At 68.3% G+C, this 22,735-nt stretch carries 19 protein-coding genes, 1 tRNA gene and 1 pseudogene; 11 read left to right on the top strand and 10 right to left on the bottom strand.

The features are described from left to right. Positions 1 to 102 precede the first annotated feature (102 nt). Both ACIQ51_RS05640 and ACIQ51_RS05635 read right to left on the bottom strand, forming a co-directional pair. A complete protein-coding gene (locus ACIQ51_RS05640; RefSeq protein WP_396204040.1) occupies positions 103 to 279 on the bottom strand; it encodes a hypothetical protein in 177 nt (58 codons plus the stop codon). Positions 280 to 519: 240 nt separating this feature from the next. Beyond that, positions 520 to 1,227 carry an SAM-dependent methyltransferase gene (locus ACIQ51_RS05635; protein ID WP_396204039.1) on the bottom strand — a complete coding sequence of 236 codons (708 nt, stop codon included), beginning with the start codon at positions 1,225 to 1,227 and terminating at the stop codon, positions 520 to 522. Positions 1,228 to 1,650: 423 nt separating this feature from the next. Between ACIQ51_RS05635 and mutM the strand changes: the two genes are divergently transcribed. Beyond that, positions 1,651 to 2,439, top strand: a complete 789-nt coding sequence (mutM, locus tag ACIQ51_RS05630; protein WP_396204038.1) for a bifunctional DNA-formamidopyrimidine glycosylase/DNA-(apurinic or apyrimidinic site) lyase — start codon at positions 1,651 to 1,653, stop codon at positions 2,437 to 2,439. A gap of 40 nt (positions 2,440 to 2,479) precedes the next feature. On the opposite strand, the gene ACIQ51_RS05625 is transcribed toward mutM, so the two are convergent. From ACIQ51_RS05625 to ACIQ51_RS05600, 6 genes are all read right to left on the bottom strand, one after another. Further along, the gene (locus tag ACIQ51_RS05625) at positions 2,480 to 3,628 is read right to left on the bottom strand and encodes a class I SAM-dependent rRNA methyltransferase (RefSeq protein ID WP_396204037.1); all 1,149 of its coding nucleotides are present in this window, start codon (positions 3,626 to 3,628) and stop codon (positions 2,480 to 2,482) included. A 162-nt stretch (positions 3,629 to 3,790) separates the two neighbouring features. Continuing rightward, the gene (locus tag ACIQ51_RS05620) at positions 3,791 to 4,606 is read right to left on the bottom strand and encodes a glycosyltransferase family 2 protein (RefSeq protein WP_396204036.1); all 816 of its coding nucleotides are present in this window, start codon (positions 4,604 to 4,606) and stop codon (positions 3,791 to 3,793) included. Beyond that, positions 4,603 to 5,622 (bottom strand): endolytic transglycosylase MltG, encoded by a 1,020-nt coding sequence (gene mltG / locus ACIQ51_RS05615; protein ID WP_396204035.1) that lies wholly within the window; start codon positions 5,620 to 5,622, stop codon positions 4,603 to 4,605. The genes ACIQ51_RS05620 and mltG overlap by 4 nt, the downstream gene beginning before the upstream one ends. A 48-nt stretch (positions 5,623 to 5,670) precedes the next feature. Further along, positions 5,671 to 6,153, bottom strand: coding sequence for a Holliday junction resolvase RuvX (gene ruvX / locus ACIQ51_RS05610; RefSeq protein ID WP_396204034.1), 483 nt, complete (start codon positions 6,151 to 6,153; stop codon positions 5,671 to 5,673). Further along, positions 6,153 to 7,406, bottom strand: coding sequence for a transcription termination factor Rho (gene rho, locus ACIQ51_RS05605; protein ID WP_396204033.1), 1,254 nt, complete (start codon positions 7,404 to 7,406; stop codon positions 6,153 to 6,155). Before rho ends, ruvX begins: the two co-directional genes overlap by 1 nt. 60 nt (positions 7,407 to 7,466) lie before the next feature. Then, a tRNA-Arg gene (locus ACIQ51_RS05600) sits at positions 7,467 to 7,540 on the bottom strand. Positions 7,541 to 7,825: 285 nt separating this feature from the next. Between ACIQ51_RS05600 and ACIQ51_RS05595 the strand changes: the two genes are divergently transcribed. The 3 genes from ACIQ51_RS05595 to ACIQ51_RS05585 are packed head-to-tail and all read left to right on the top strand — an operon-like array spanning position 7,826 to position 15,188. Further along, positions 7,826 to 8,995 (top strand): efflux RND transporter periplasmic adaptor subunit, encoded by a 1,170-nt coding sequence (locus ACIQ51_RS05595; protein WP_396204032.1) that lies wholly within the window; start codon positions 7,826 to 7,828, stop codon positions 8,993 to 8,995. Further along, positions 8,992 to 12,126, top strand: coding sequence for an efflux RND transporter permease subunit (locus ACIQ51_RS05590; RefSeq protein WP_396204031.1), 3,135 nt, complete (start codon positions 8,992 to 8,994; stop codon positions 12,124 to 12,126). Before ACIQ51_RS05595 ends, ACIQ51_RS05590 begins: the two co-directional genes overlap by 4 nt. After that, positions 12,123 to 15,188, top strand: coding sequence for an efflux RND transporter permease subunit (locus tag ACIQ51_RS05585; RefSeq protein ID WP_396204030.1), 3,066 nt, complete (start codon positions 12,123 to 12,125; stop codon positions 15,186 to 15,188). The genes ACIQ51_RS05590 and ACIQ51_RS05585 overlap by 4 nt, the downstream gene beginning before the upstream one ends. 4 nt (positions 15,189 to 15,192) lie before the next feature. On the opposite strand, the gene ACIQ51_RS05580 is transcribed toward ACIQ51_RS05585, so the two are convergent. Beyond that, positions 15,193 to 15,615 carry a c-type cytochrome gene (locus tag ACIQ51_RS05580; RefSeq protein WP_396204029.1) on the bottom strand — a complete coding sequence of 141 codons (423 nt, stop codon included), beginning with the start codon at positions 15,613 to 15,615 and terminating at the stop codon, positions 15,193 to 15,195. Between the two features lie 138 nt (positions 15,616 to 15,753). On the opposite strand from ACIQ51_RS05580, the gene ACIQ51_RS05575 reads away from it, so the two are divergent. The 7 genes from ACIQ51_RS05575 to ACIQ51_RS05545 all read left to right on the top strand — a co-directional run bounded on the left by ACIQ51_RS05575 (position 15,754) and on the right by ACIQ51_RS05545 (position 22,260). Continuing rightward, the gene (locus tag ACIQ51_RS05575; protein WP_396204028.1) at positions 15,754 to 16,623 is read left to right on the top strand and encodes an NAD(P)-dependent oxidoreductase; all 870 of its coding nucleotides are present in this window, start codon (positions 15,754 to 15,756) and stop codon (positions 16,621 to 16,623) included. A 107-nt stretch (positions 16,624 to 16,730) separates the two neighbouring features. Then, a complete protein-coding gene (locus tag ACIQ51_RS05570) occupies positions 16,731 to 16,913 on the top strand; it encodes a hypothetical protein (protein WP_396204027.1) in 183 nt (60 codons plus the stop codon). Positions 16,914 to 17,363: 450 nt separating this feature from the next. Then, positions 17,364 to 17,708 (top strand): hypothetical protein, encoded by a 345-nt coding sequence (locus tag ACIQ51_RS05565; protein WP_396204026.1) that lies wholly within the window; start codon positions 17,364 to 17,366, stop codon positions 17,706 to 17,708. A 212-nt stretch (positions 17,709 to 17,920) separates the two neighbouring features. Continuing rightward, the gene (locus ACIQ51_RS05560) at positions 17,921 to 18,748 is read left to right on the top strand and encodes a DUF3108 domain-containing protein (protein WP_396204025.1); all 828 of its coding nucleotides are present in this window, start codon (positions 17,921 to 17,923) and stop codon (positions 18,746 to 18,748) included. A 49-nt stretch (positions 18,749 to 18,797) separates the two neighbouring features. Further along, positions 18,798 to 19,415, top strand: coding sequence for a YceI family protein (locus ACIQ51_RS05555; RefSeq protein ID WP_396204024.1), 618 nt, complete (start codon positions 18,798 to 18,800; stop codon positions 19,413 to 19,415). Between the two features lie 42 nt (positions 19,416 to 19,457). Beyond that, complete coding sequence (locus ACIQ51_RS05550; RefSeq protein ID WP_396204023.1) at positions 19,458 to 20,858, top strand: hypothetical protein; 1,401 nt, start codon at positions 19,458 to 19,460, stop codon at positions 20,856 to 20,858. A 94-nt stretch (positions 20,859 to 20,952) separates the two neighbouring features. Beyond that, positions 20,953 to 22,260, top strand: a complete 1,308-nt coding sequence (locus ACIQ51_RS05545; protein WP_396204022.1) for a serine hydrolase domain-containing protein — start codon at positions 20,953 to 20,955, stop codon at positions 22,258 to 22,260. Between the two features lie 108 nt (positions 22,261 to 22,368). On the opposite strand, the pseudogene ACIQ51_RS05540 reads toward ACIQ51_RS05545, so the two are convergent. Further along, positions 22,369 to 22,735, bottom strand: a pseudogene (locus ACIQ51_RS05540) (hypothetical protein); the annotation flags it as partial.

The following is a 22,735-nucleotide window of genomic DNA, read 5'->3' as shown; positions in this document are numbered from 1 at the left end:
GCTGCAGCACCTCTACACGCGAAAGGCGCCGGCTTGTCTGCCGGCGCCTTTCACGTTTCCTGCCGGCGGCCACCTGCGCCGCCAGGCGCGCATGTCTCGCCCTTACGCGTGCGCGGCGACCAGCGCCTTCGGTTCGTCGACCTGCTCAAGGTCGTCGGGCACGGGGCCCCAGACGAACGCGGAAAAGCGCGTCGGCCGATCGCCGCGGCCGCCGTCGGCGATGACGATGCCCACCGGCTCGTTGGAGGTGGCAGGGGGCAGCAAATTCTTGAGACGCATAGTGGGTGATCCTCCACCCGGATGATGACGTGCGCCGGTGACGGTGGCGCCATTGGGAATCACCGCAACCTGCGGTGCCGCCCCGCCACTACTGCAGGGCGGATGCCACGCGGGCAGTTCTCAGTAAGTCATTGTTCGCGAAGGGCTTGCGTGGGAATCGCCGCCCTTGGGGCCGCTGCGGGGTGTCCCCCTGACACGTCACGACTGGCGCGCCCGTGTCGTTTCGATACGCAGCGTGCCCTACGCTACGGCGTCCTTGCGCGCCATGAACGTTTCCCGGCGGCCCGCACTGCGCTCCACCGAGATGGTCCACCCGCGATAGCGGTGCGCCAGCTCCTCGATCGGGAGCGCCTCCGCCAGGCTGTCGGCGCCGGCAGCAATCGTTTCCACGAGATGCACGCCACCGTCGACCGTGGCGCTCTGCAGCACCTCAATGACCCGCGCCCGGTCGGCCACATCCAGCCCGGCAAAGGCGCTCGGCGTGCACACCACGGCATGCAGGGCGATGTCCGGGGCCCAGCCGCCCAGCCCCGCGCAGTAGCCCCGAACGCGCTCGGTGAGCCCCGCGGCATGGGCCGCCTTCACCACGCGCTCCACGGCGTCTTCCTCCGGCTCGACGGCCGTCACGGCAGCACCGCGTGCTGCCAGATACAGCGCCGGGCCCTCCCGCTCTGCGCCCGCCACCAGCACGTGGAGGTCGCTCGAGTCGGCCAGCTCGCGCACCAGCACCGCGTTGGGATCGATCCCCCAGTGCTCCGGCTTGCGGTACTCCTCGAGCATCTTCAGCCGGCGACGCTTCCACGTGGCGTACGTGGCCAGCCGCAGGCGACGCGCAATGATCCGGTCCACTTCCTGCCACACGAGGATCTCGGTGAGCGCGATCTGGTCGGCCGTGCGCAACGCCTCGACCGCCTCATCACCGATCTTCAGGAGCGCGCTACGCGACACCGAGTCCTTGTAGTCCTCGATCTCGCGCTCGACGTAGAGCTCGTACTCGTATTTGAGGGACCGGGGCGAACTGATAACGCTACCCCTCGGGGTGTGGAAGGAATGTGGATAAGATACAAACGTTTTGTGATTGCGCAAGGGAAAGTTTTGTGATCGATCCGGTCGTAAGTGGATGTTCTGTCAACTGTTCAGCGCATCGCCCACGGCATCGCCCACGGCATCGTCCACGGCATCGTCCACGGCAATGCCGCCGGCGTCGACCCGGGGATCACAAAGCCACCAGAAACCGGCACGCAACAAACCGATAATCCCGCGGCGCCGGCGCCGCGGGACGCCTCGTACAGGACTGCGGGGGGCGCGTTCCGGGGGGCCGGCCTATGGTCGATCGGGATCCGGCGCCCACCCCCCGCCGTTCACGCCTACATGCCCGAACTCCCCGAAGTCGAACACGCGGCCCAGCGGCTCCGTGATGCCGTGCTCGGACACACCATCGCCAGCGCCAGCACCTACCACCCCAGTCAGGCGCGCGGATTTCCGCCCGCAGCGCAGCAGGCCGTAACAGGACAGCGCATCGCACGCATCGAACGACGCGCCAAGGTGCAGCTCCTGCACCTCGCCAACGGTGCGGTGCTCGAAGTGCACTTTCGCATGACGGGTGACTGGGAGTTCACCGCGGTGCACGACGCCCCGCCGCGCTTCGAGCGCGTGCGTTTCCAAACGCGTGAAGGGACGCGCGTAAGCCTCGTCGATGGGCGCGCGTTCTGCGTCGTCACGTTGCACGCGCCAGGCGCGTTTCCCGGTATCGATGCCGGCCCCGAACCGCTCACCGATGACTTCACGGTCGACGGGTTTGCCGCGTCGCTCGCGCGCCGCTCGGGACCCATCAAACCCACCTTGCTCGATCAGAAACTCGTGGCAGGGGTGGGGAACATCTATGCGAGTGAAGCCTGCTGGGAAGCGAAGATCCACCCCGCCACCCCCGCCAATCGTCTCTCACCACGGCGCGTGGCTCGACTGCGCGACGCGGTGCGCCTCGTACTCGACACGGCGCCACGTGGGCGCTACTACGCGCGCACGGCGGAGCGTGAGCGCGCGATCTGGCGCGTGTACGGCAAGGAGGGCGAGCCGTGCCAGCGCTGTGGCTCGATGATCGCGCGTCTCGAGCAGGCCGGGCGCAGCACCTTTTACTGCAAGCGCTGTCAGCGCTACTGAACCGGGCGCACTGCGGTCTGCACCGCGGTGCGCCCCGGACCTATTCCATCGCCTCCAGCAGCGCGCCCTTGAGATATCCCGTTTCCGGCACATTGATCAATTCGGGATGATCGAGCGGCTGCCCTGTGATGCTGCGCAGCGCGAACCGGCGCCCGCTGTCGGCCACGGCGTCGCTGAGCATGTCGAAGAACAGCCCACGGGACAGATGGAAGCTGCAGCTCGCCGTGAACAGCAATCCACCCGGCGCCAGCAGCTTCATGGCCTGCAGATTGATGTCCTTGTAGCCACGTATGGCGCCGTCGAGCGCCCCGCGCGTCTTGGCGAAGGCCGGCGGGTCCACCACGATGGTGTCGAACTGCTGCCCGTCCCGGTGCCACGCGCGCAGCACCTCGAACGCATCGCCCTGGACGGGTTCAATGTTGCGCAAGCCGTTGCGCTCCGCGTGTTCGTTCACGCGCGCGAGCGCCGGCGCCGAGATGTCCACGGCGCTCACCTGCGTAGCGTGGCGCGCGAGGTGCAGGGCAAAGCTGCCGTGGTAGGCGAAGCAGTCGAGCGCGCGCCCGCGTGCCAAGGCGCCGATCATTACCCGGTTCTCGCGCTGATCGAGAAAGGCGCCGGTCTTCTGGCCATCCCACGGCGCGGCCAGGTAGCGCACGCCATGCTCGTTCACCTCGATCGTGCGCGGCACATCGCCGTACAACAAGCGGACCTCACGCGGCAAGCCTTCTCGATCACGCGCCGCGGGATCGTTCCGCGCAAGAATGCCTGTGCACCCGGTCAGCTCGCGCAGGCTCTCCACGATCGTATCGGTCCACGCGTCCATGCCGGCCGACAGCAACTGGATGACGAGGGAGTCGTCGTAGCGGTCCACCACCAGGCTCGGCAGGCCATCCCCCTCGCCGTGCACGAGGCGGTAGGCATTGGCCACGTTGGCCAACGGCGCACGCCGCGCGATGCTGCGCGCGAGTGCCGTATGCCACCATGAGGCATCGATCGTCTGCGAGGGATCAACCTCGAGGCGACGGAGCGAGATCTCCGAGCGCGGGCTCCAGAGGGCCCAGCCGAGTGGGGTGCCATTCTCTTCCTCCACCCGCACCACGCCAGCTGGAAGCGCCGGCGCCTGCACCACGTCGGAGCGAAACACCCACGGATGCCCGCCACGCAGGCGCTGCGCGCCACGTCGGTTCACAAGGGCGGTGTCCCCGTGCACCCGCGGTCCTTCCTGGGAAAGCGAACGGGCGGGCCGGTGGCCGCGTGGGCGGCCACCGGCGCGATCGCCAGCGCGGTCTCCGCGCGATGGGCGCTGCGGACGATTCATGTGGAACGCTCGACGTACGGAGTGAGAGAAGGCTTACGAAACCTGCGCCGACGGCGGCAGGTACTGGTCGATACCGCGCTCGCAGCGCGTGCGCCCGTCGCGCACCGTGCGAAGCAGGATCTCGTGGTTGCGGCCGATGCTGTCGACATTGGCCTGTTGGTGCCACAGGTGATAGCAGATGGCGGCAAACTTGACGTTGCGACGCGTCACGCCCGCGTTGAGCAGGCGCGTGGCGAGTTCACTGTCCTCGCGTCCCCAGCCTTCGATGTGTTCGTCGTACCCGTTCGCGCGCAGCAGGTCGTCGCGCCAGAAGGCCATGTGTGCGCCGCGCACGCGGCGCAGGCCGTCGGTGGGTCCGCGCACGAGACGGGACAGGAACGGCAGGTAGAGCGCGTTCTGCCGGTTGCCCAGGCCGCGGAGGACTGGCGACAGTCTGACCGGTTCACCGTCGAGCATCCGCTGCGTCGTCGCCTGCGAGAGGAGGCAGCGGGATCCTTGCACCCACGTGCCGCGCGCCGCGAACGCCGCGTGGGCGGCCACGAACTTCGGGTGCAACACGATGTCGCCGTCGATCTGCACCACGTAGTCGCCACGGGCCTGCGCGATGGCCCGATTCCGGATGGCCGCCAACCGAAATCCCGTGTCCGCGTGCCACACATGCACGAGCGGCACGGGAAAGGTGGCCGCTTCGCGCGCCACGAGTTCGCGCGTCTCGTCGCGGGAGCCATCGTCGGCGATCACCACCTCGTCTGGCAGGGTACGCTGTGCTCGCACGCTGCGCAGCACCACGGCAAGCGCCGAGGGCCAGTTGTAGGTGGCAATAACTAACGATACCGGCGGCGAGGTCACCGCGCGGTCCGCCGCGCTGCCCTGATCTCGGCGATCGCCTTCGTGTGCTGGGCGAACGTTTCGGTGAACTGATGGCTCCCGTCGGGGCGCGCCACGAAGAACAGATACGGCACCTCGGCCGGCGCCAGCGCAGCCGCGATGCTCGCTTCGCCCGGGTTCGCGATGGGGCCGGGGGGGAGGCCGGGGTACTTGTAGGTGTTGTACTTCGACTCCACGGCGAGATCCTTGTACAGCACTCGCGCCACATGCTGCGGCAGCGCGTACTGCACCGTGGGATCGGCCTGCAACAACATGCGCTTCTTCACGCGGTTCCAGTACACCGCGCTGATCAGCGGTCGTTCCTCCGGCTTGCGCGCTTCCTTCTCCACGATGCTCGCCATGGTGATGGCGTCGTGACGCGAAATGGCCATGGCCTTCAGGCGCGCATCCCACGCGGGCTGCCAGACGTCGAGGAACCGTTCGATCATCGCGTTCACCGCCGCACGCGCCGACGTCCCGTCGGGGAAGGCATACGTCGCGGGGAAGAGATATCCTTCGAGCGATGGCACGGGGATGTCGAGCGCACGCATCCAGGCCGTATCGGCCATGGCTGCCCGCACGGAATCGGCGGGCACATCGAGGGCCTTGGACAGCACCGGCACGATGTCGCGCAGGTCGAACCCCTCCGGAATGACGACGTACGTCACGAGCCCGCGCCCGGTCACGAGTGCATCGAGCACGTCGCGGTACCCTGCATCGGCGGCAAACTGATACGTCCCCGGCTTGATGGCCGTCTCCGCACCGGTGAGGCGGGCAAAGAGACGGAACAGGCGCGGTGCGCCGATCACGCCGCTGGCTTCCAGTGAGTCCGCCGCCACCCGCAGGCTCGCCCCCTTGGGCACCACCACCCGCGCCGGCTGTCCGGTGGGGCTGCTCGCGCCGTTCACTTCGCGCCAAATCCATGCGAACAGCACGATCGCCACGGCGGTCACGCCGAGGGAAATGATGCGGTTGGGTTTGGAGCGCTTACGGGGCATGGGGGCGGTTCGGTGGGGGGAACAGCTCGTCGGGGCGCGTGGTCAGACTCACTCCGAGGCTGCCACAACGGCCTCGCCGAGCGCTACGCCCTGCGACGCCGCGCGGAGCACGCTTTCCAGCAACACGCACGCCGCCATGGCATCCACGTCGCCTTTGCGGCCGCGCGTGGAGCCGCCCTGTTCGCGGATGCTGCGCAGCGCCGAAGAGGTCGTGAACCGTTCGTCCACCAGGCGGATGGGAAGCGGCTGGCGCGCCGCAAGCTTCGCCGCGATCTCGCGAACTTCCCGCGTGCGGTCCGTCTCGGCGCCGGCGGGGTCGAGTGGGAGCCCGAACACATAGCCCGTGGCGCCGAGCGCCTCGGCCTGCCGCATGAGTTCCGCCAGCGGGGGGCGCTTGCCGACGCGGCGGGTGAGGATCCCCACGGGTGAGGCGAGCATCCCCAGTTCGTCGCTGATGGCGAGGCCGATCCGCTTATCGCCCCAGTCGACGGCGAACAGCCGCCCGGCGTTGGCCATCACGGCCAGCGCCATCAGGCCTCCGCCATCTGTTCGAAGAACTCCTGGTTGTTCTGCGCGCGCTCCATGCGCTTGAGCAGAAACAGCATGGCGTCGTCGCTTGGCATGTCGGCGAGGAAGGTGCGCAGCAGGAAGATGCGTTGCTGCTCCTTCTGGGAGAGGAGCAGCTCTTCGCGGCGCGTGCCGCTCTTGTTGATGTCGATCGCGGGGAAGATGCGCTTTTCCGCGAGCTTGCGATCGAGCACCAGCTCCATGTTGCCCGTGCCCTTGAACTCTTCGAAGATCAGCTCGTCCATGCGCGAGTTGGTTTCGATGAGCGCGGTGGCGACGATCGTGAGCGAGCCGCCTTCGGTGAGGTTGCGCGCGGCGCCGAAGAACGCCTTGGGCTTCTGCATGGCGGTGGCTTCCATGCCGCCCGACATCAGTTTGCCGCCCTGCGGCGCCACGGCATTGTGGGCGCGGGCGAGGCGGGTGATGGAGTCGAGCAGGATCACCACGTCCTTGCCGCTCTCCACGAGGCGCTTGGCCTTCTCGAGGACCATACCGGCCACCTGCACGTGGCGTTCGGCGGTCTCGTCGAAGGTGGAGCAGATCACCTCAGCGCCGGGACAGCTGGCCTGCATGTCGGTGACCTCTTCCGGGCGCTCGTCGATCAGCAGGACGATGAGCGTGATTTCCGGATGGTTCTCCGCAATGGCATTGGCCAGTTGCTGCATGAGGATCGTTTTGCCGCCCTTGGGCGGGGCCACGATGAGGGCGCGCTGGCCCTTGCCGAGGGGCGCGATGATGTCGCAGATGCGGGTCGCGACTTCACCGTTCTTCCGTTCGAGGTGGATGCGCTCGTCGGGATACTTGGCGGTCAGGTTGTCGAAGGCGCTTCGCAATTTGGACTGCTCGGGGTCACCACCGTTGATGCGCTCCACTTTGAGGAGCGCGAGGTACCGTTCCCATTCCTTGGGCGGGCGGACTTCCCCCATCACCGTGTCACCGGTGCGGAGGTCGAAGCGCTTCACCTGGGACGGGGAGACGTAGATGTCGTCGGGGCCGTGCAGGTAGTTGAAGTCCTGAGCCCGGAGGAAGCCGTAGCCTTCGGGGAGGACTTCGAGCACCCCTTCGCCGTAGAGCGTGGTTTCGGTTTCGAGCAGGGCCTGCTCGATACGGAAGATGAGCTCCTGTTTGCGCAGCCCTGTGACGCTCGAGAGCTGCAGCGACCCGGCGAATGCGAGGAGTTCAGGAACCGACTTCCGCTTCAACTCGGAAACGTGCACGTGGCGAAGAAAACGAGGGGAGCGGGGCCGTGACCCCGGAAACCGCGTGGGCCACCGCCATGCGCGCGGCAGGACTCGAACCTGCGACCTTCGGCTCCGGAGGCCGACGCTCTATCCAACTGAGCTACGCGCGCAATGCGGCCACCAGCGCCAGCGATACCCTGCCGGCGGCAAACCGCCCGAGAGGCGCTCGGGCCACAAAGCCGCCCGAGTGCGTCAGACCGGGGAACCTAACCGGGCAGGGGGTGGGGCGGCAAGGAAACGGACCATATGGCTGTGGGCACGGTGACGGTGTGTGGGCGAGCGGGTATTGCGTCGCTGCGTACAAACGATGACACACCCTGCGAGGGGCACTGCTAAGGTGGCGAGTGCATGGTTGCGGGCTTCCCCGCGGCGCCGGTCCTCGATTCTCCCGCGTCATGATCTCTCTCTCCTACGAACGCACCCTGTGGTCGGCTCTGGTCGGCGTCGTTGTGGCCGTGCTGGTGGCCGCGGGTGGCTGTCGCACAGCCGATCGGTCGCGGGCGCCGTCGGATGCGTCGGCCGATGGTCCGCCGGCGAGTGTCGGTGATTCGGCGGGTCGCATCGCGCTTCCCGTGTCGATCGGCCATGTGCGCGATGGAGATCTGGTGCTGCACGTGATCACCACCGGGCAGGTGCATCCGGAGGCCCTGGTGCCGTTGCGTGCCGAGGTGGCGGGCACGGTGCAGCAGGTGGCGGTGCAGCCGGGACAGCGCGTTGCGGTAGGGGCCGTGCTCGTGTCGCTCGATCCCTACCCGTTCGACCTCGCGGAGCGCGAGGCGCAGGTGCGCGCCGACGAGGCAGAGCAGCGCTACCGCGAGGGCTTCATGCCGGAGTCGCTCGTGACGGGGCGGGGGCCGTCGCCGGAACAGCGGCGCGCGCTCCTGATCAGGGCCGGACTTACCGGCGCCCGCCTGCAACTGGAGCGCGCCCGCTACGAGCGCGCGCGCGCGACCGTGCGCAGCCCCCTGAGCGGCGTGGTGCAGGCGGTCGCTGTGGCGGACGGCGAGAAGCTCGCCCCCGGTCAAGCAATCGCCACGGTGGTCGACACACGCCGTCTGCGCGTGGAGGCGCAGGTGCTCGAGCACGATTTGCCGCTGGTGCGCGCCGGCGGCGATGCGCTGGTCACGAGCGCGGGTGACCCCGGGCGGCCCCTGCGTGGGCGTATCGACGCACTGCTGCCGATGGTGGACAGCCTCACCCGCGCGGGGCGGGCCATCGTGCGCCTCACCCACGTCGGTACGCTGCGCCCCGGCATGTACGCCGACGTGCAGCTCGAGGCCACCCGCCTCCGCCACCGGCGCCTCGTGCCTGCCCGCGCCGTGATCGAGCGCGACGGTCGCCCGCTGGTGTTCGTGGTGAAGGACGGTCGCGCGCAATGGACGTACATCGTGCCGGGGCGCAGCAACGGGATCGATACGGAGGTGCTCCCCGACAGCAGTACCGGCGAGATCCCCGTGCGCGCGGGCGATGCGGTGATCGTGGACGGCCACCTCACGATCACGCACGATGCGCCGGTGAAGGCCGTTCAGGCCGTATCGTCGTCGGCCCGCCGAGCCCGTCCGTGAGTCTCGCTGCCGCTGCCGTTCGCCGCCCGGTGGCGACCGTGGCGGCGCTACTCACCGTACTCCTTCTGGGGGCGGTGTCCCTCACACGCCTACCGGTGTCGCTGCTCCCCGACGTGGCGCTGCCCGTGCTCACGGTGCGCACCGCGTACCCCGGCGCTGCCGCTCCCGAGGTGTCGCGGTTCGTGGCGGAGCCCATTGAACAGGCTATCGGAGCCACGCCAGGGCTGGTGGAGCTGCGGAGCGTGAGCCGCAACGGCGAGGCCACTACCACGGCGCGCTTCGCATGGGGCACCGACATGCGCACCACCGTGCTGGCGGTGCGCGAACGGCTCGATGCGTCGCGCAGTGCGCTGCCGGAGAAAGCCGAGCGTCCCACGCTGCTCACCAGCGATCCGGGGGCGCGCCCGATCGCGGTGGTGGCGCTTACGGCGCGGGCGACCGGTCACCCCGCTACCACCACCACCCCCGACCTCCGCACGCTTGCGCGCACGGCCGCCGAGGTGCATGCGCGGCGGTTGGAGCAGATCGACGGCGTGGCGAGTGTGGCGGTGGCTGGGGCGCCGTACGACGCCGTGCGCGTCTCGGTCCATCCCGATCGGCTCCGCGCGCTGGGGCTCACCACCGCCGATGTGGCCGATGCCATCGTACAGCAGAACGTGACCGGCGCCGGCGGCACCATCCGCCGTGGGCAGTTCCGCTTTGCGGTGCGTGCGCTCACCGAGTTCCGCACCGCGAGCGAACTGCTGCCCACACCCATCGGTTCCCCCGGCCGCGGCGTGCTGCTCCGCGACGTGGGCGCGGTGGAGCTGGCGCTGGCCGAGCCCGAGACTCGCACACGGCTGGATGGTGCCGATGCCATCGGGCTGGTGGTATACAAAGACGCGGGCAGCAACACCGTGGCGGTGACCGCGCGCCTCACTGCGCAGATCGCGCAGCTCGAGCGCGAACACCCGGGGCTCGCGCTCACGGTGGTGGCCGCGCAGGCGGATTTCGTGGTGGATGCGCTCTCCAATTTGGGGCAGGAGATCGTGGTGGGCGGCGCACTGTCGCTGCTGGTGATCCTGCTCTTTCTGCGCGATTGGCGGCTGTCGCTCGCGATCGGGCTCACGGTACCGTTGTCGGTGCTCATGGCGCTGGTGGCGCTGCAGGCGCTCGAGGTGTCGATCAACGTACTCTCGCTGGGGGGACTGGCGCTGGGCACGGGGCTGCTGGTCGACACGGCGATTGTGGTGGCCGAAGCGGTGGGCCGTCGCCGCGAGGAGGGGATGCCGCTTCCCGAGGCCGCCGTCACGGGCACGAACGATGTGGCGGCGCCGCTCTTCGCGGGCACGCTCACCACGGTGCTGGTGTTCGGGCCCGTGGTGTTCGTGGAGGGGCTGGCGGCGGCGCTCTTTCGCGATCTGTCCTTGAGTGTCGTAGCGACCACGGCGGCGAGCCTGCTGGTGGCGTTGACGTTGATGCCAGTGATGATCGTGGGGCGGAAGCCGCGTGTGGGCGGGAACAGCGCCTATACGCCAGTGGTGACGGCGCCAGCACGGGGGCGCCACGGTGAGACGCGGCTGGAGCGGGTCGGGGCCTCGCTGGCGCATCGGTATGAACGCGGGGTGGTGTGGTCATTGGGGCATCCTCGCCATGTCTTCACCATCGCGGGTGGGGCCGCGCTGGCTTCGGGGCTGCTCGTGTGGCAGCTCCCCAAGGAGATTCTGCCGCGTGTGGACGAAGGCGTCCTGGTGGCGCAGCTGTCGCTTTCCGAGGGTACGACGCTCGACGTGACCACCGCGCAGGCGATGCGCATCGAGCGGGCGGCGCGGGCGCTTGGCGCGCGGGATGTCTACACGCGCGTGGGCAAGGCGACCGACGAAGAGATACTGGCGGGCACGGACCCGGGATCGAGTGCGCGGGCGCAGCTCATCGTGCGGGTGCCGCGCACCATGTCGGCGAGTGATGCCGCGCAGCGCGTACGGACCGCGCTCCCGGACCTGGCGCAGGGGGCGCTAGCGATCGACCTTGCCGGGCCATCGGAGTTCGGCGCGCTGATCGGGCGCGAGGGACGTACGGTGCGGGTGGAGCTGTCGGCACCATCGCTCGCGGCGTCGCAGCGGTGGAGCGACTCGGTGCGCCTGTGGTTGCGTGGGGTGCCGGGACTGGCCGACGTGCGCGAGGCGTACGCGGCCACGCAGCCGGTGACCGAGCTGTCGCTGCGCCGCGCTCGACTGGCCGATCGCGGTCTGGTGCCGCAGCAGGTGATCGGGGCGCTGGCAGGGGCACTGGGTGGTGTGCCGGCCACAGAGCTGCGCGAAACGGACCGCCGCACGCCGATTGCCGTGCGCTATGCGGGGCTCGCCAACGAGAACCTCGACGCGGCGCTGCGCACGCCGATACGTGGGGTGCCGCTGGCGCAGCTGGTGGCCGTGCGCGAGGTGCGCGCACCGCTCGAGGTGGTGCGCGTGGATCAACGGCCCGTGCACCTCGTGGACGCGCTGGTGGAAGAGGGGGGCACCGCCCGCGCCACGCAGGCCGTACATGAGCGCATGGCGAAGGCCACGCTGCCCCCCGGCATCACGTGGCGTGTGGCTGGCGCCGATACCGAACGCGCGCGCACCACGCGTGCGCTCACGCTGGTGCTGGTGCTCGCGGCGGCGCTGGTGTTTCTCGTGCTGGCGGCGGAGTTCGCGAGCTTCACAGTGCCGCTGGTGGTCATGCTCACCGTGCCGCTCGCGGGCGCCGGAGCCGTGTGCTTTCTGTGGCTCACGGGGCAGTCGCTCAACGCCGTGAGCCTCATCGGCATCGTGGTGATGATCGGGATGGCCGACAACGAAGCGGTGGTCAAGCTCGACGCCATCCGCACGCTACGTGACCAGGGCGTGCCGCTGCACGACGCCATCCTGCAGGGCGGCGCGCGCCGGCTGCGCGCCATCGCCATGACCAGCATCACCACCATCACCGGGGTGCTGCCGCTGCTTATTGGCGTGGGGAGCGGCGGCGCACTGTACCAGCCACTCGCGGCCGGGATCATCGGCGGCAGCATCTCCGCGCTGCTCGTCACGTTCTTCCTGTTGCCCACGGCCTACGCCGTGCTGGAAGGGCGCACGGCGCGCGTGGCCGTACCCCCCGGCTCCGCCCCTGCGTGATCCGCGCCGTCATCCGCGCTGCGGTGCACCGGCCCGCGGTCATGTGGGCGCTGGCCGTGGCCCTGCTGCTCGCCGGCGGGATCGCCTGTATGCGCGTGCCGCTCGCCACGCGCACCACCGTGGAGCTCCCGCGCCTCGCGGTGAGCGCCTACTGGCCCGGCGCATCACCGGACGTGATCGAAACCTACCTCACTGCACCGATCGAACGTGCGGTGCAAGGCGTGCGCGGTGTGAAGCGTGTGAACAGTACCAGCGTGGACGATCTCGCCATGCTGGAGGTGCATCTTGAGCCACGTGCCGACGGGCAACTCACGCGGCTCGCGATGCTCGAACGGCTGGCACTGCTGCGCACCGCACTCCCTCCCGGTGCGGACGCGCCGCAGGTGGCCACCTACGTACCCGACGGCATGGAGGAGGCACCGCTGCTGTCGCTTGCGGTGTCGGGGTCGTACACCCAGGGCACGTTGCAGCGGCTGCTGGTGGAGCGCGTGCAGCCGCGTCTCGCGAGCGTAGCCGGTGTGGCCGGCGTGCGCGGGATCGGTGGCGCGGCACCGGGGGTGACGATCAGCTACGCTGCCAATCGACTGCGGCAGCTGGGCATTCCCCCCGAGCGGCTGGCGCAGGCAGTGGGCAGTGCGCGCCTGGTCCAGTCACTCGGCGCGCTGCATGGCGTCGGTACCGTGCGCGCGGTGGTGCTGCGTGACCAGCCGGCGGCGCTCGATTCGCTCGCGTACCTGCCGGTTATGGGCGCTGGCGGCCAGCGATTTTGGTTGGGGGAACTGGCCACGGTACGCGCCGAGGAGGACACGCGCGGGCGGTTCTACCGGATCAACGGTCGGTCGGCAGTGGCGCTCGACATCACACGCCATCCCGGCGCCGACGCGATCTCAACGGCCGCGGCGCTGCGCCGCGAAGTCTCGCGTGTGCAGTCGGTACTGCCCGTCGGGGTGCAGCTGCGCATAACGGCCGACGAGAGCGAGGGGCTGTCGCGTGATCTCCGCGACTTCGCGGAACGCGGCGTGGTCGCGTTCGGTGCGGTGCTGGTGGTTCTCGCGCTGCTGCTGCGAAACGCGCGCGCCGTGGTGCTGGTGATGGGGACCACCGTGGTGGCGATCGGCGGTACCGCACTCACCCTCTACCTGCTGCACATTCCCGTCACCCTGCTCTCCCTCGCGGGACTGGGCATGGGCGTGGGCATTCTCGTGCAGAACGCCATCGTGGTGGCGGAGCGGCTGATGGTGTCGCGCAACGCGGCCGATGCGCGCGCGACCGCCGCCCGCCGCATCGCCCCCGCCGTGCTGGGGAGCACGCTCACCACCGCTGTGGTGCTTCTGCCGTTTCTCTATCTGCAGGGCAACGCCCGTGCGGCCTTCGCGCCGTTCGCCATGGCGTTCGTGATTGCGCTGGCGTGGAGCGTATTCACGGCACTGGTGATGCTTCCCGCACTGGCCCGAGGTGTCGGCACCGCGGGCCACTCGACCCCCGTCCAGCCTATACGCGATCCCCTCCGGGGCTCCGCCGCGCTCCGTGCCTCCGGGCGCCGTGTATACGCGCGCACCGTCATCGCCACACTCCGCTGGCGGCACGTTACGCGATCGGCCGCTCTCGCACTCGTCGTCGGCGTCACGTGGCTGTTCGTGGCCACGGTGCCGCGAAACAGCTTCGGCCGCTGGGGCGATCGTCGCAGCACGTTGAGCGTAGGCCTCACCTTCCCGAGCGGCTCCGATCCTGCCACCCTCGATGCCACCATGCGGGCCTTCGAGCAGATCGCCGTGGGGCGCCGCGGCGTGGAGGAGGTGCGCAGCAGCGGCGGTGGCAGTAGCGCGCAGATGCACGTGCGCTTCACGCGCAGCGGGGGTACCGGTCGCGATCCCCTGGTGTTGCAGGCATTGCTCACGCAACGCGCGGTGCTGGTGGGAGGCGCGAGTGTGTACGTGAGTGGCGACGGCCCCGCCTTCTCGAACGGCGGGGGGAATGCGTCGGTCAGCACCTTCCGCCTGCAGGTGAAAGGGTTCGCGTACGATCGCGTGGCGCGGCTTGCGGCCGACGTCGCGAAGCGTCTCGAGCGCATGCCGCGCGTGCGCGAGGTGCGGATCACCAGCGGTGGCTGGTTCGGCCGCGAGCGCACGTCGCAGGTCGTGCTGGAGCCCGATCGCGCCGCGCTGGCGCGGCACGGGCTCACCGCCGCGCACTACGTGGCCGCCGTGGCGCGCGAGGTGCGCGGACCGGTGGGGCGGCAGCGGATCGAGATCGGTGGGGAAGAGCTCCCCGTGACCGTGAAGGGCATCGGTGCCAACGCGCGCACGCTGGGCGAGCTGCAGCAGGCGCTCATTCCGTCGAGTGCCTCCACCGTGCGCGTGGGCCACGTGAGCATGGTGGCCGAGCGTGACGCGCCGGGAAGCGTGGTGCGGGAGGACCAGCAGTACCTGCGCGAGGTGCGCTACGAGTTCCGCGGGCCGGCACGCCTTGCTCGTCGCACCCACGCATCGCTCATGCAATCACTCGCCGCGCCGGCGGGCTACCTCTTCACCGATCTCAGCGAGGGTTCCGACTTCGGCAACGACGGCAGCGAGCGCGGGCTGTGGTTGGTGTTCGCGCTCGGCGTGGCGCTCGTGGTGTTGAGTGTGGCACTGGTGTTCGACAGTGTGTGGGGCGCCTTCATGGTGCTGCTGTCGCTGCCGCTCGCGCTCACCGGGGTGCTGGCCGCGTTTGCCCTTACCGGCACCGCTTTCACACGCGAAGCCGCCGTTGGGGGGATTCTCGTGGTGGGGTTGGCGGTGAATCAGGCCATCCTGCTGGTCGACGCCGCCCTCGAGAGCCGCCGCCGCGCGTGGCGGCTCTCGGGGTGGCACGTGGCGCGCGCGGCGTTGGACCGTGCGGGCATGATCACCACCGTCACCCTCGCCGCACTCGCGAGCCTCGTGCCCCTCAGCGTGGGTACACCCACCGACACGCTGTTCGGCTCCGTCGCTCTCGCCACGGCCGGCGGCACCATCGCGGGAACGTTGGGCGTGCTGCTGGTCATGCCGGCGCTCATGCTTGGTCGTGCGGGGCCCGGCTAGCGGATTACTTCGTGTGCGACAGTGTCCAGACGTAGGCCGCCACCGCTGAGATCTGATCGTCATTGAGGTTCATGCGCCCGCCGCGTGCGCCCATGGCGTTGGGGCGGGTGGTGACCTTGATCTTTTCCTTCGGCACGCCGCTTACGATGAGCGCACGAATTTCAGCATAGCTGCCGGAGGCGAGCTGGTCCCACTGGCTGTCGTTGAGCGCCGGACCGTTGGCGGCCCCGACTCCCTTGGCGCCATGGCAGCGCATGCATCCGCCATTGTTGAACAGCGAGTCGCCGAGTGCGACGGCGGCGGGCGTCACTTCGGGGGGAGTGGCGACCTTGGCGGCGGCACCACCGCCGGCGCCGTTGGCACCGGCACCACCGGTGCGACAGGCAGCGAGCACGAGCACTGCGGAAAGAGCGAGCAATCGACGCATGGGCAGAGACGGCTGAAGGTGGGAGGGGGCGACCGGGAACGGAGCCGGACGGTGGCTCGCTCACGAAATTGCACTCCGGTCCGCCGGCCGGCCATGAATCCGGGCAGGTTCTGGGCTTCCCCGAGTATCTTCCCCTGCATGACTGCCATCGCCTATCTCGGCACGGGGCTGCTCGGCAGCGGCTTCGTGGAGGCCGCGCTCTCGCGCGGCGACAGCGTCACGGTGTGGAACCGCACCCGTGACAAGGCCACCGCGCTCGCCCCGTTCGGGGCAACCGTGGCCGATACACCCGCCGCCGCCGTGCGGGGAGCGGAGCGCGTGCATCTCGTGCTCAAGGACGACGCCGTGGTGGAGGAGATCATCGCCGCCCTGCGCCCCGGCCTCGCGCCCGACGCGATCATCTGCGACCATACCACCACCCAGCCGGCGCTCACGGCGGAACGCGCAGCCCGGCTCGCGGCCGAGGGCGTGCACTACCTGCATTGCCCCGTGTTCATCGGGCCCGCCGCGGCGCGGCAGGCGCAGGGGATCATCATGGTGAGCGGCCCGCAGCCGGTCTATGCGCGTGTGCAGGCGGCGCTCGAGCAGCAGGCGCAGAAGGTCGTGTACTGGGGGGATCGCACCGACCTGGCCGCTGCCTACAAGCTCATGGGTAACGCCTTCATTATCGGCCTCGGCGCGCTGATCAGCGACGTGTTCACGATCGCCGCGGGGAGCGACGTGAGTGCCCCCGACGCGCTCAAGCTGCTCGAGTTCTTCAACCCCGGCACCATCCTGCAGAACCGCGGTCGCAAGATGAGCGATGGCGACTTTGCGGCGAGCTTCGAACTGGTCATGGCGCGCAAGGATATCCGTCTGATGTTGGAGACGGCGGGGGCTCGGCCGCTGGCCACCATCCCGGGGATCGCGGCCCGGATGGACGCGGTGATCGCCCAGGGGCACGGACAAGACGACTTCGGCGTCATCGCCAGGGATGCGGTGGCCGAGTTGGCGGCACGCGGCCGCTGACGGACGCTGCCGGAGGCCGAGGAACGGCTCCCTGGGGTGGCCGGGACAGACTTCCAGCCAACGCCCGGACTTGCTAGCATTCGAGCGAACCCTAACGAGGCCAATTCATGCCGTTCTTCGATTATCCGGCCAACGCCGATTTTCTCCTCCCGATCGTCAAGATTCCGCTGCTGCTGATCTCGTCGATCTTCAAGGTGATCCTCGCGGTGGGCCCGATCGGCCAGATCGCCATCATCGCCGCGGTGATTGCGATCTACTCGAAGAACATCATGGGTCCTGCCCGCCCGTAATGCGGGCGTGGCGTGAGATCGAGCAGCCCGGTGCGACGATGTCGCACCGGGCTTTTTCATTGCCCGATGTTGACGGGCTCGGTGACGGCGCGTGGCGTGCCCGACCCCCACGGTTGATTTCGAGAGTCCGAACCTGCTCCACGAGTCATATCGGGATTAGGACTCACTGGTTCAAGTGCAGTGGTCGTCGTGTACAAAATACAACGGCTTGTCACGTGATAAGTCGCACTTGTGCAAAGCGTTGGTCCATGCATTAGCATGCGGTTTCGGACCTCCCCATCCGTATCACCGAACCGCTTATCTGCGTGCAGCGCATGTGCGCAGGGACCACCCACCGGAGCGCAGTTGCACACCCAGGATGACATTGGACACGAGTCTCGATCCGAGAACGCGTTCGTCTCATCGGACGTCAGTGATCTTCTTCCCGAAGCCCGTCGCCTGTTGCGCGAGGTGCTTCCCAAGACCGTACGCCTGGCGCATGAGTGGGCGGCGTCGCTGCTGCTGCTCGAAGGCACGGCCGAGCAGCTCCTGCGCGCCCTGCAGCTGCAGTCAGGGTTGACGCTGCCGAAGAATGTGCATGACGACGACCGGGTGAACGTGCATGTGCATGAGCTCTACCTGAGCATCGCGGGTGTGGTGGGACTGATCGATGACGGAGCGCGGCCGGACAGCAACATGCCGCTCCATACCGGCCGCTACGTGCGTGTGACCGTCGCCAACGGCCGAAAGCGACTGGCTACGATGTGGCTCCCTTCGGTGCCGGTCTTCCGCGTGTCGCCCAGCCTGATGGCCTGACTGCGGCGCTGAGCAGAGCCCACGTCGAACGCGGGCATGAACGCGACGTCACGGTGATGTGATGTCGGCGTTCATGCCCGTTGTGCGTGCTCGATGGACAGGAACGCTGCGCTCGGCCTCGTGGCAGCGTCATCGATGTCGGGGTAATCCTCACGCGATGGGAGGTTTTCGCCGCTGATCACGGGCGCGACCAATGTGCAGACTAGGGGTACATGCTGCCCGTCGTTCGCGTGTGCGTGCTCGCCCTGTGTGGGCCACTGCTGCTGATCGCACCCGTGCGTGCGCGGGCGCAGCCTATGGCGCAGCCTATGGCGCAGCCTATGTCGCAGCTTTTGGTGCGGGACTCCACCGTGGGCCCCGATTTGCCGTTTCCCGTGGGCGAAGTGCTCGATTATCAAGTGCGCGTCTCGCTCGGGGGCACCATCGGACAGGGCCAGATGCGCGTGGAAGGACCGGTGACGGAGCGCGGGGTGGTGACGTGGCGGCTCGTCTCGGAAATGAACGCCAAGCGCGCCTTCGTGAAGGCCACGGATCGGACGGTGTCATGGCTCGATCCCGTGCGCTTTGCGAGTACACGCTTCGAGAAGATCGAGCGCCATCCGCTGTCGAACGCCGAGGAGCGCGTGGAGATCGACGCCGCGGCAGGGACGTACCGTGACGCGAAGGGGGCGCCGCGCGCCTTGGGCTCCACCCTGCCACTCGACGAACTGTCGTTCCTGTACTTCCTCCGCACGCTGCCGATCGGCAAGGACGGCACGTACCACTTCCATCGCCACTTCGACGACGCGCGCAACCCGACCATGGTGAGCGTGGGCGGCGAGGAAGTCGTCGACACGCCGCTCGGATCCTTCACCACGCGGGTGGTGATCATGCACGTCCGGGACCCCAAGCACTACAAGGGTGTGGGGCTCATCAAGCTGAATATCGATACGTCGGCGTGCCGTCTTCCGGTGCGCATCACGAGTCGCATGCCGATCGTGGGCACCACCACGCTCACGCTCGTGGGGCGAACGCACCCCGGTCACCGCTGCGAGCCATGAGAAGACGGTCACGCGTTCCAGACCACCAACTGCCCGTGCCGGAGTTCCCATGATGCGCTCCCCGCTGTCGCATCTTGCCGTGGCCGCCACCCTCGTCTGCATCGCCGCCACCCCAATGGAGAGCGGTTCGCTCAGCCTGCGGGACGGGAGCCGGCTGTGGTTCGACGGCACGTCTACGATCCGCGCCTGGCGCTGCACCGCCGACAAGATCGACGCCACGCTCCACTCACCCGACAGCGCGGTCATCGCCAACACGCTCGAGGGGAAGAAGGTCGCCGGTACCGTTCAGGTGGACTTTCCCGTGGCCACGCTCGAATGCAAGAACGGCACGATGAACGAGCACATGGCCAAGGCGCTCAAGGCCACTGCGTTTACGACCATCCGCTTCACGATGCATTCCTACGAGCTCACGAAGGGCAGTGCCGTCTCCGGCACGCTCCACGGCACGCTGCAGCTCTCCGGGAAGACGCTCCCGATCTCTGTCCCGGTCACGTTCGGTGCCGCGGCAGACGGTGGCCTGCGCGTCACCGGGAAGGTGCCGGTGCAGATGACCGACTGGGACGTGAAGCCCCCCACGCTGATGATGGGCACCATCAGGGTCGGCCCAGTCGTCACGGTGAACTTCGACCTGCAATTGCAGCAGGGAAGAGCGGTGGCCGCGCAGTAACCACATTGGCAACGCCCCTCCAATCACTCTCGGAGCCCCACAATGAATCGTACCCGCCTCCTATGGATCGCTACCGGCCTCCTGAGCGCCGTCACCCCGATGGGTGCGCAGTCCGTGACCGACAGCGTCGGCACCGCGCAGCGCACGCTCGATATCCAGTACGTTCGTCCGCAGGATCAGCGCGGCATCAATATGTTCGAAACGCCGAAGGTGGCGGGTGTGGCGTATGATGGCTTCAGGATTCAGTGGGGCGCCGCTTTCGCGCAGCAATTTCAGGGGCTCACGCACGAGAACACCGCGCAACCGCTGTCGCAGGCTGCGGGCAATCCGAGCCCCGGAAACGCGGGGGCCGCATCGGTGGCCAATCGGAATCAGCTGCAGAGTATGGGCAACGGCTTCAACAACGCCGTTGCCAACGCCTACCTGCATGCGCAGCTCGCCAAGGGCATTCGCATCCAGCTCACGAGCTACCTCTCGGCGCGTCACCATAACGAAACCTGGGTCAAGGACGGCTTCATCCAGATCGATGCATCGCCGATTGATGTACCGATACTGCATGACATCATGAAGTTCACAACAGTGAAGATCGGGCACTTCGAAGTGAATTATGGTGACTTCCACTTCAAGCGTTCCGATAATGGGCAGGTGCTCTACAACCCACTCGTCGGCAACCTGATCCTCGATGCCTTTACGACGGAGGTCGGTGCCGAAGCGATCGTGCAGAAGAGCGGCTTCCTCGGCGTGCTGGCGCTCACGAACGGAGAAGTGCGGGGGCAGACGCTGCGCGCCTCCGATCGCTCACCCGCCTTCATGGGCAAGGTCGGCTTCGACAAGCAGCTCACCCCCGACGTGCGCGCCCGTCTCACCGCGTCGTTCCGCAATCAGGGCTCGGCGGCCAACGGTACGCTCTACAGCGGCGACCGTGCAGGCTCGCGCTACTACTACGTGATGGAAAATGTCGCCTCCACCGAGGCCGCGAACTTCACCTCGGGCATGATCAACCCGGGCTTTACCGACAAGAACAACGCCGTGATGGTGAACCCGTTCATCAAAGTGCGGGGCGTGGAACTCTTCGGCCTCTGGGAGCGTGGCAAGGGCCGCTCGGCATCGGAAACCGATACGCGTGAAGTGAGGCAACTCATGGGTGAGGCAACCGTCCGCTTCCTCAAGGGCGACAGGCTCTACCTCTCGGCTCGCTACAACACCGTCACCGGCAACCTCGGCTCCTATCGCGTGACCCCGATCACCGGCGCGGCCGTCACGGTGAGCAACCCCGACGTGGACGTGACCCGTCTCAACGCCGGCGGCGGCTGGTTCATCCTGCCGACGCTGCTGCTCAAGGGCGAGCTCGTGACGCAGGAGTACAAGGGTTTCAACGCACTGGATATCCGCAACGGCGGCAAATGGCGTGGCTTCGTGATCGAAGCGGCGACCAGCTTCTAACCCGCCCTCGGTCATGCTGACGAAATCGACGGCCTCCGCGCTCCGTTGCGGGGGCCGTCGTGCACCATGGGCGGCGGCGCGATAACTTCGCGGCATGATCCCTCCCACCGCCATCAGGCGCGGCCTGTGCGCCGCCATCGCGCTGCTGTTCTCCGCCACCCCTGGCCAGGCGCAGGTCGTGCGCGCGCCGAATCCGGCGCGCCCCATCACGGTGCGTCACGGTTTCGCCGTCGACCGACTGGCGCGCATCGACACCATGCTCGCCGAGGCTGTCCGGCGGGAAGAGATCGGCGGACTCGTCGCACTCGTGTTGCGTGACGATGCGGTCGTGTACGAGCGCGCCGCGGGATGGCGTGATCGCGAACAGCGCGTGCCAATGACCACCGACGCGATCTTCCGGATCGCGTCGCAGACGAAGGCCCTGACCAGCGCCGCGGTGCTGATGCTCATGGAGGAGGGGCGCCTCGCCCTTGGCACGCCGGCCAGTCGCTTCATGCCAACCTTCGCGCGCACCACCGTCGCACAGCGCACCGACACGGGCGTGGGAATCGTCCCGGCGCGCCGGCCGATCACCATCAAGGACCTTCTCACGCACACCGCCGGCATTTCGTACGGCACGGATGCCATCGTGGCGGATCGGTACCGCGCCAAGGGGCTCGGCCCGGCGGCCGGCTTCGGATGGTACACCGCCGACAAGACGGTGCCTGTGTGCGTGAGCATGGACACGCTTGGCACCTTGCCGTTCGTGGCGCACCCCGGCGAGCGGTTCGTGTACGGCTACAATACCGACGTCCTGGGATGCATCGTGGAGCGCGCCAGCGGGCGACCGCTCGACGAGTTCATTCGGACGCGGATCACCGGCCCGCTCGGGATGAACGACACGCATTTCTTTCTTCCAACACGTGATCGGGCCCGCCTGGTCACGGTGTACCGGAGCGATTCCGGTCGCACGGCACGCGCCGAAGACGGGGCGCGAGGGCAGGGGCACTACGTCGACGGCCCACGTGTGAGCTTCGCCGGCGGTGCAGGACTGGTGTCGACCGCTCGCGACTACGCGCGGTTCCTGCAAATGATCGCCCACCGGGGGGAATGGGCTGGGCGCCGCTTCCTCTCACCGCACACGGTGGGGCTCATGACGTCGCACCAAATCGGCGGCCTGTACGGGCCGGGGCTCGGCTTTGGGCTCGGCTTTGAGACCGTCGAGCAGTACGGGGCCTCGAACCTCGCGTCGCAGGGGACGTTCGGGTGGGGCGGAGCCTACGGCTCGAACTACAAGGTGGACCCCGCCGAGGGGCTGGTGATCGTGGTGATGATGAACCAACTCCCCAACAGCAGTGACGTGGTCGCACGACTGCAGACGATGGTGTACGCCGCGATGGTGGACAGTCGCATCCAACACTGACCGAGGCCCGACCGCTGACGGTCGGCCCTGACACAACACGGCCCGCGTCCGGAATTTCCGGACGCGGGCCGTGTTGCGTCAGGCGTGGTGCCCGTCAGCGCGAGGAACTTAGAGCGAGTACCCCATGCGCAGATACAGGAACCGGCCATTGAAGCCGAACGGCGACAGGCCCGAGAAGCGGTAGACGCCGAACGTGCCCTGGCCGCTGTAGCCCGTGGCCACGTCACCGAGGTCCGTGATGCGATCCGGGTACACGTCGAACACATTGTCAGCACCCATCGTGACCTGCGTGCGCTTGAAGAGCTTGTACGAGGCGCTCACATCGGTGATGAACTTCGGGCTGAGCTGGAGGTCGGGCACCTGGCGGGCGCCAGCGGCCGCCGTGGCCTGACGGCCCGTCACGGCCCCGAAGCGCTGACCGCGCAGGGTGAACGTGAAGTCGCCCTTCTCGTACGAACCGTTCATCACGAGGTTG

Source organism: Gemmatimonas sp. (assembly GCF_044344655.1).
Taxonomy (GTDB): domain Bacteria; phylum Gemmatimonadota; class Gemmatimonadetes; order Gemmatimonadales; family Gemmatimonadaceae; genus Gemmatimonas.
Note: the sequence above shows the minus strand (reverse complement) of the source record. Positions and strands in the feature narration are given on the sequence as shown.

Coding starts and splice junctions, on each gene's coding strand:
- mltG (WP_396204035.1), bottom strand. CDS start 5,622: ATGCCCCGTAAGCGCTCCAAACCCAACCGCATCATTTCCCTCGGCGTG.
- mutM (WP_396204038.1), top strand. CDS start 1,651: ATGCCCGAACTCCCCGAAGTCGAACACGCGGCCCAGCGGCTCCGTGAT.
- ACIQ51_RS05595 (WP_396204032.1), top strand. CDS start 7,826: ATGATCTCTCTCTCCTACGAACGCACCCTGTGGTCGGCTCTGGTCGGC.
- ruvX (WP_396204034.1), bottom strand. CDS start 6,153: ATGGCGCTGGCCGTGATGGCCAACGCCGGGCGGCTGTTCGCCGTCGAC.
- ACIQ51_RS05545 (WP_396204022.1), top strand. CDS start 20,953: ATGATCCCTCCCACCGCCATCAGGCGCGGCCTGTGCGCCGCCATCGCG.
- ACIQ51_RS05570 (WP_396204027.1), top strand. CDS start 16,731: ATGCCGTTCTTCGATTATCCGGCCAACGCCGATTTTCTCCTCCCGATC.
- ACIQ51_RS05560 (WP_396204025.1), top strand. CDS start 17,921: ATGCTGCCCGTCGTTCGCGTGTGCGTGCTCGCCCTGTGTGGGCCACTG.
- ACIQ51_RS05580 (WP_396204029.1), bottom strand. CDS start 15,615: ATGCGTCGATTGCTCGCTCTTTCCGCAGTGCTCGTGCTCGCTGCCTGT.
- ACIQ51_RS05555 (WP_396204024.1), top strand. CDS start 18,798: ATGATGCGCTCCCCGCTGTCGCATCTTGCCGTGGCCGCCACCCTCGTC.
- ACIQ51_RS05575 (WP_396204028.1), top strand. CDS start 15,754: ATGACTGCCATCGCCTATCTCGGCACGGGGCTGCTCGGCAGCGGCTTC.
- ACIQ51_RS05640 (WP_396204040.1), bottom strand. CDS start 279: ATGCGTCTCAAGAATTTGCTGCCCCCTGCCACCTCCAACGAGCCGGTG.
- ACIQ51_RS05550 (WP_396204023.1), top strand. CDS start 19,458: ATGAATCGTACCCGCCTCCTATGGATCGCTACCGGCCTCCTGAGCGCC.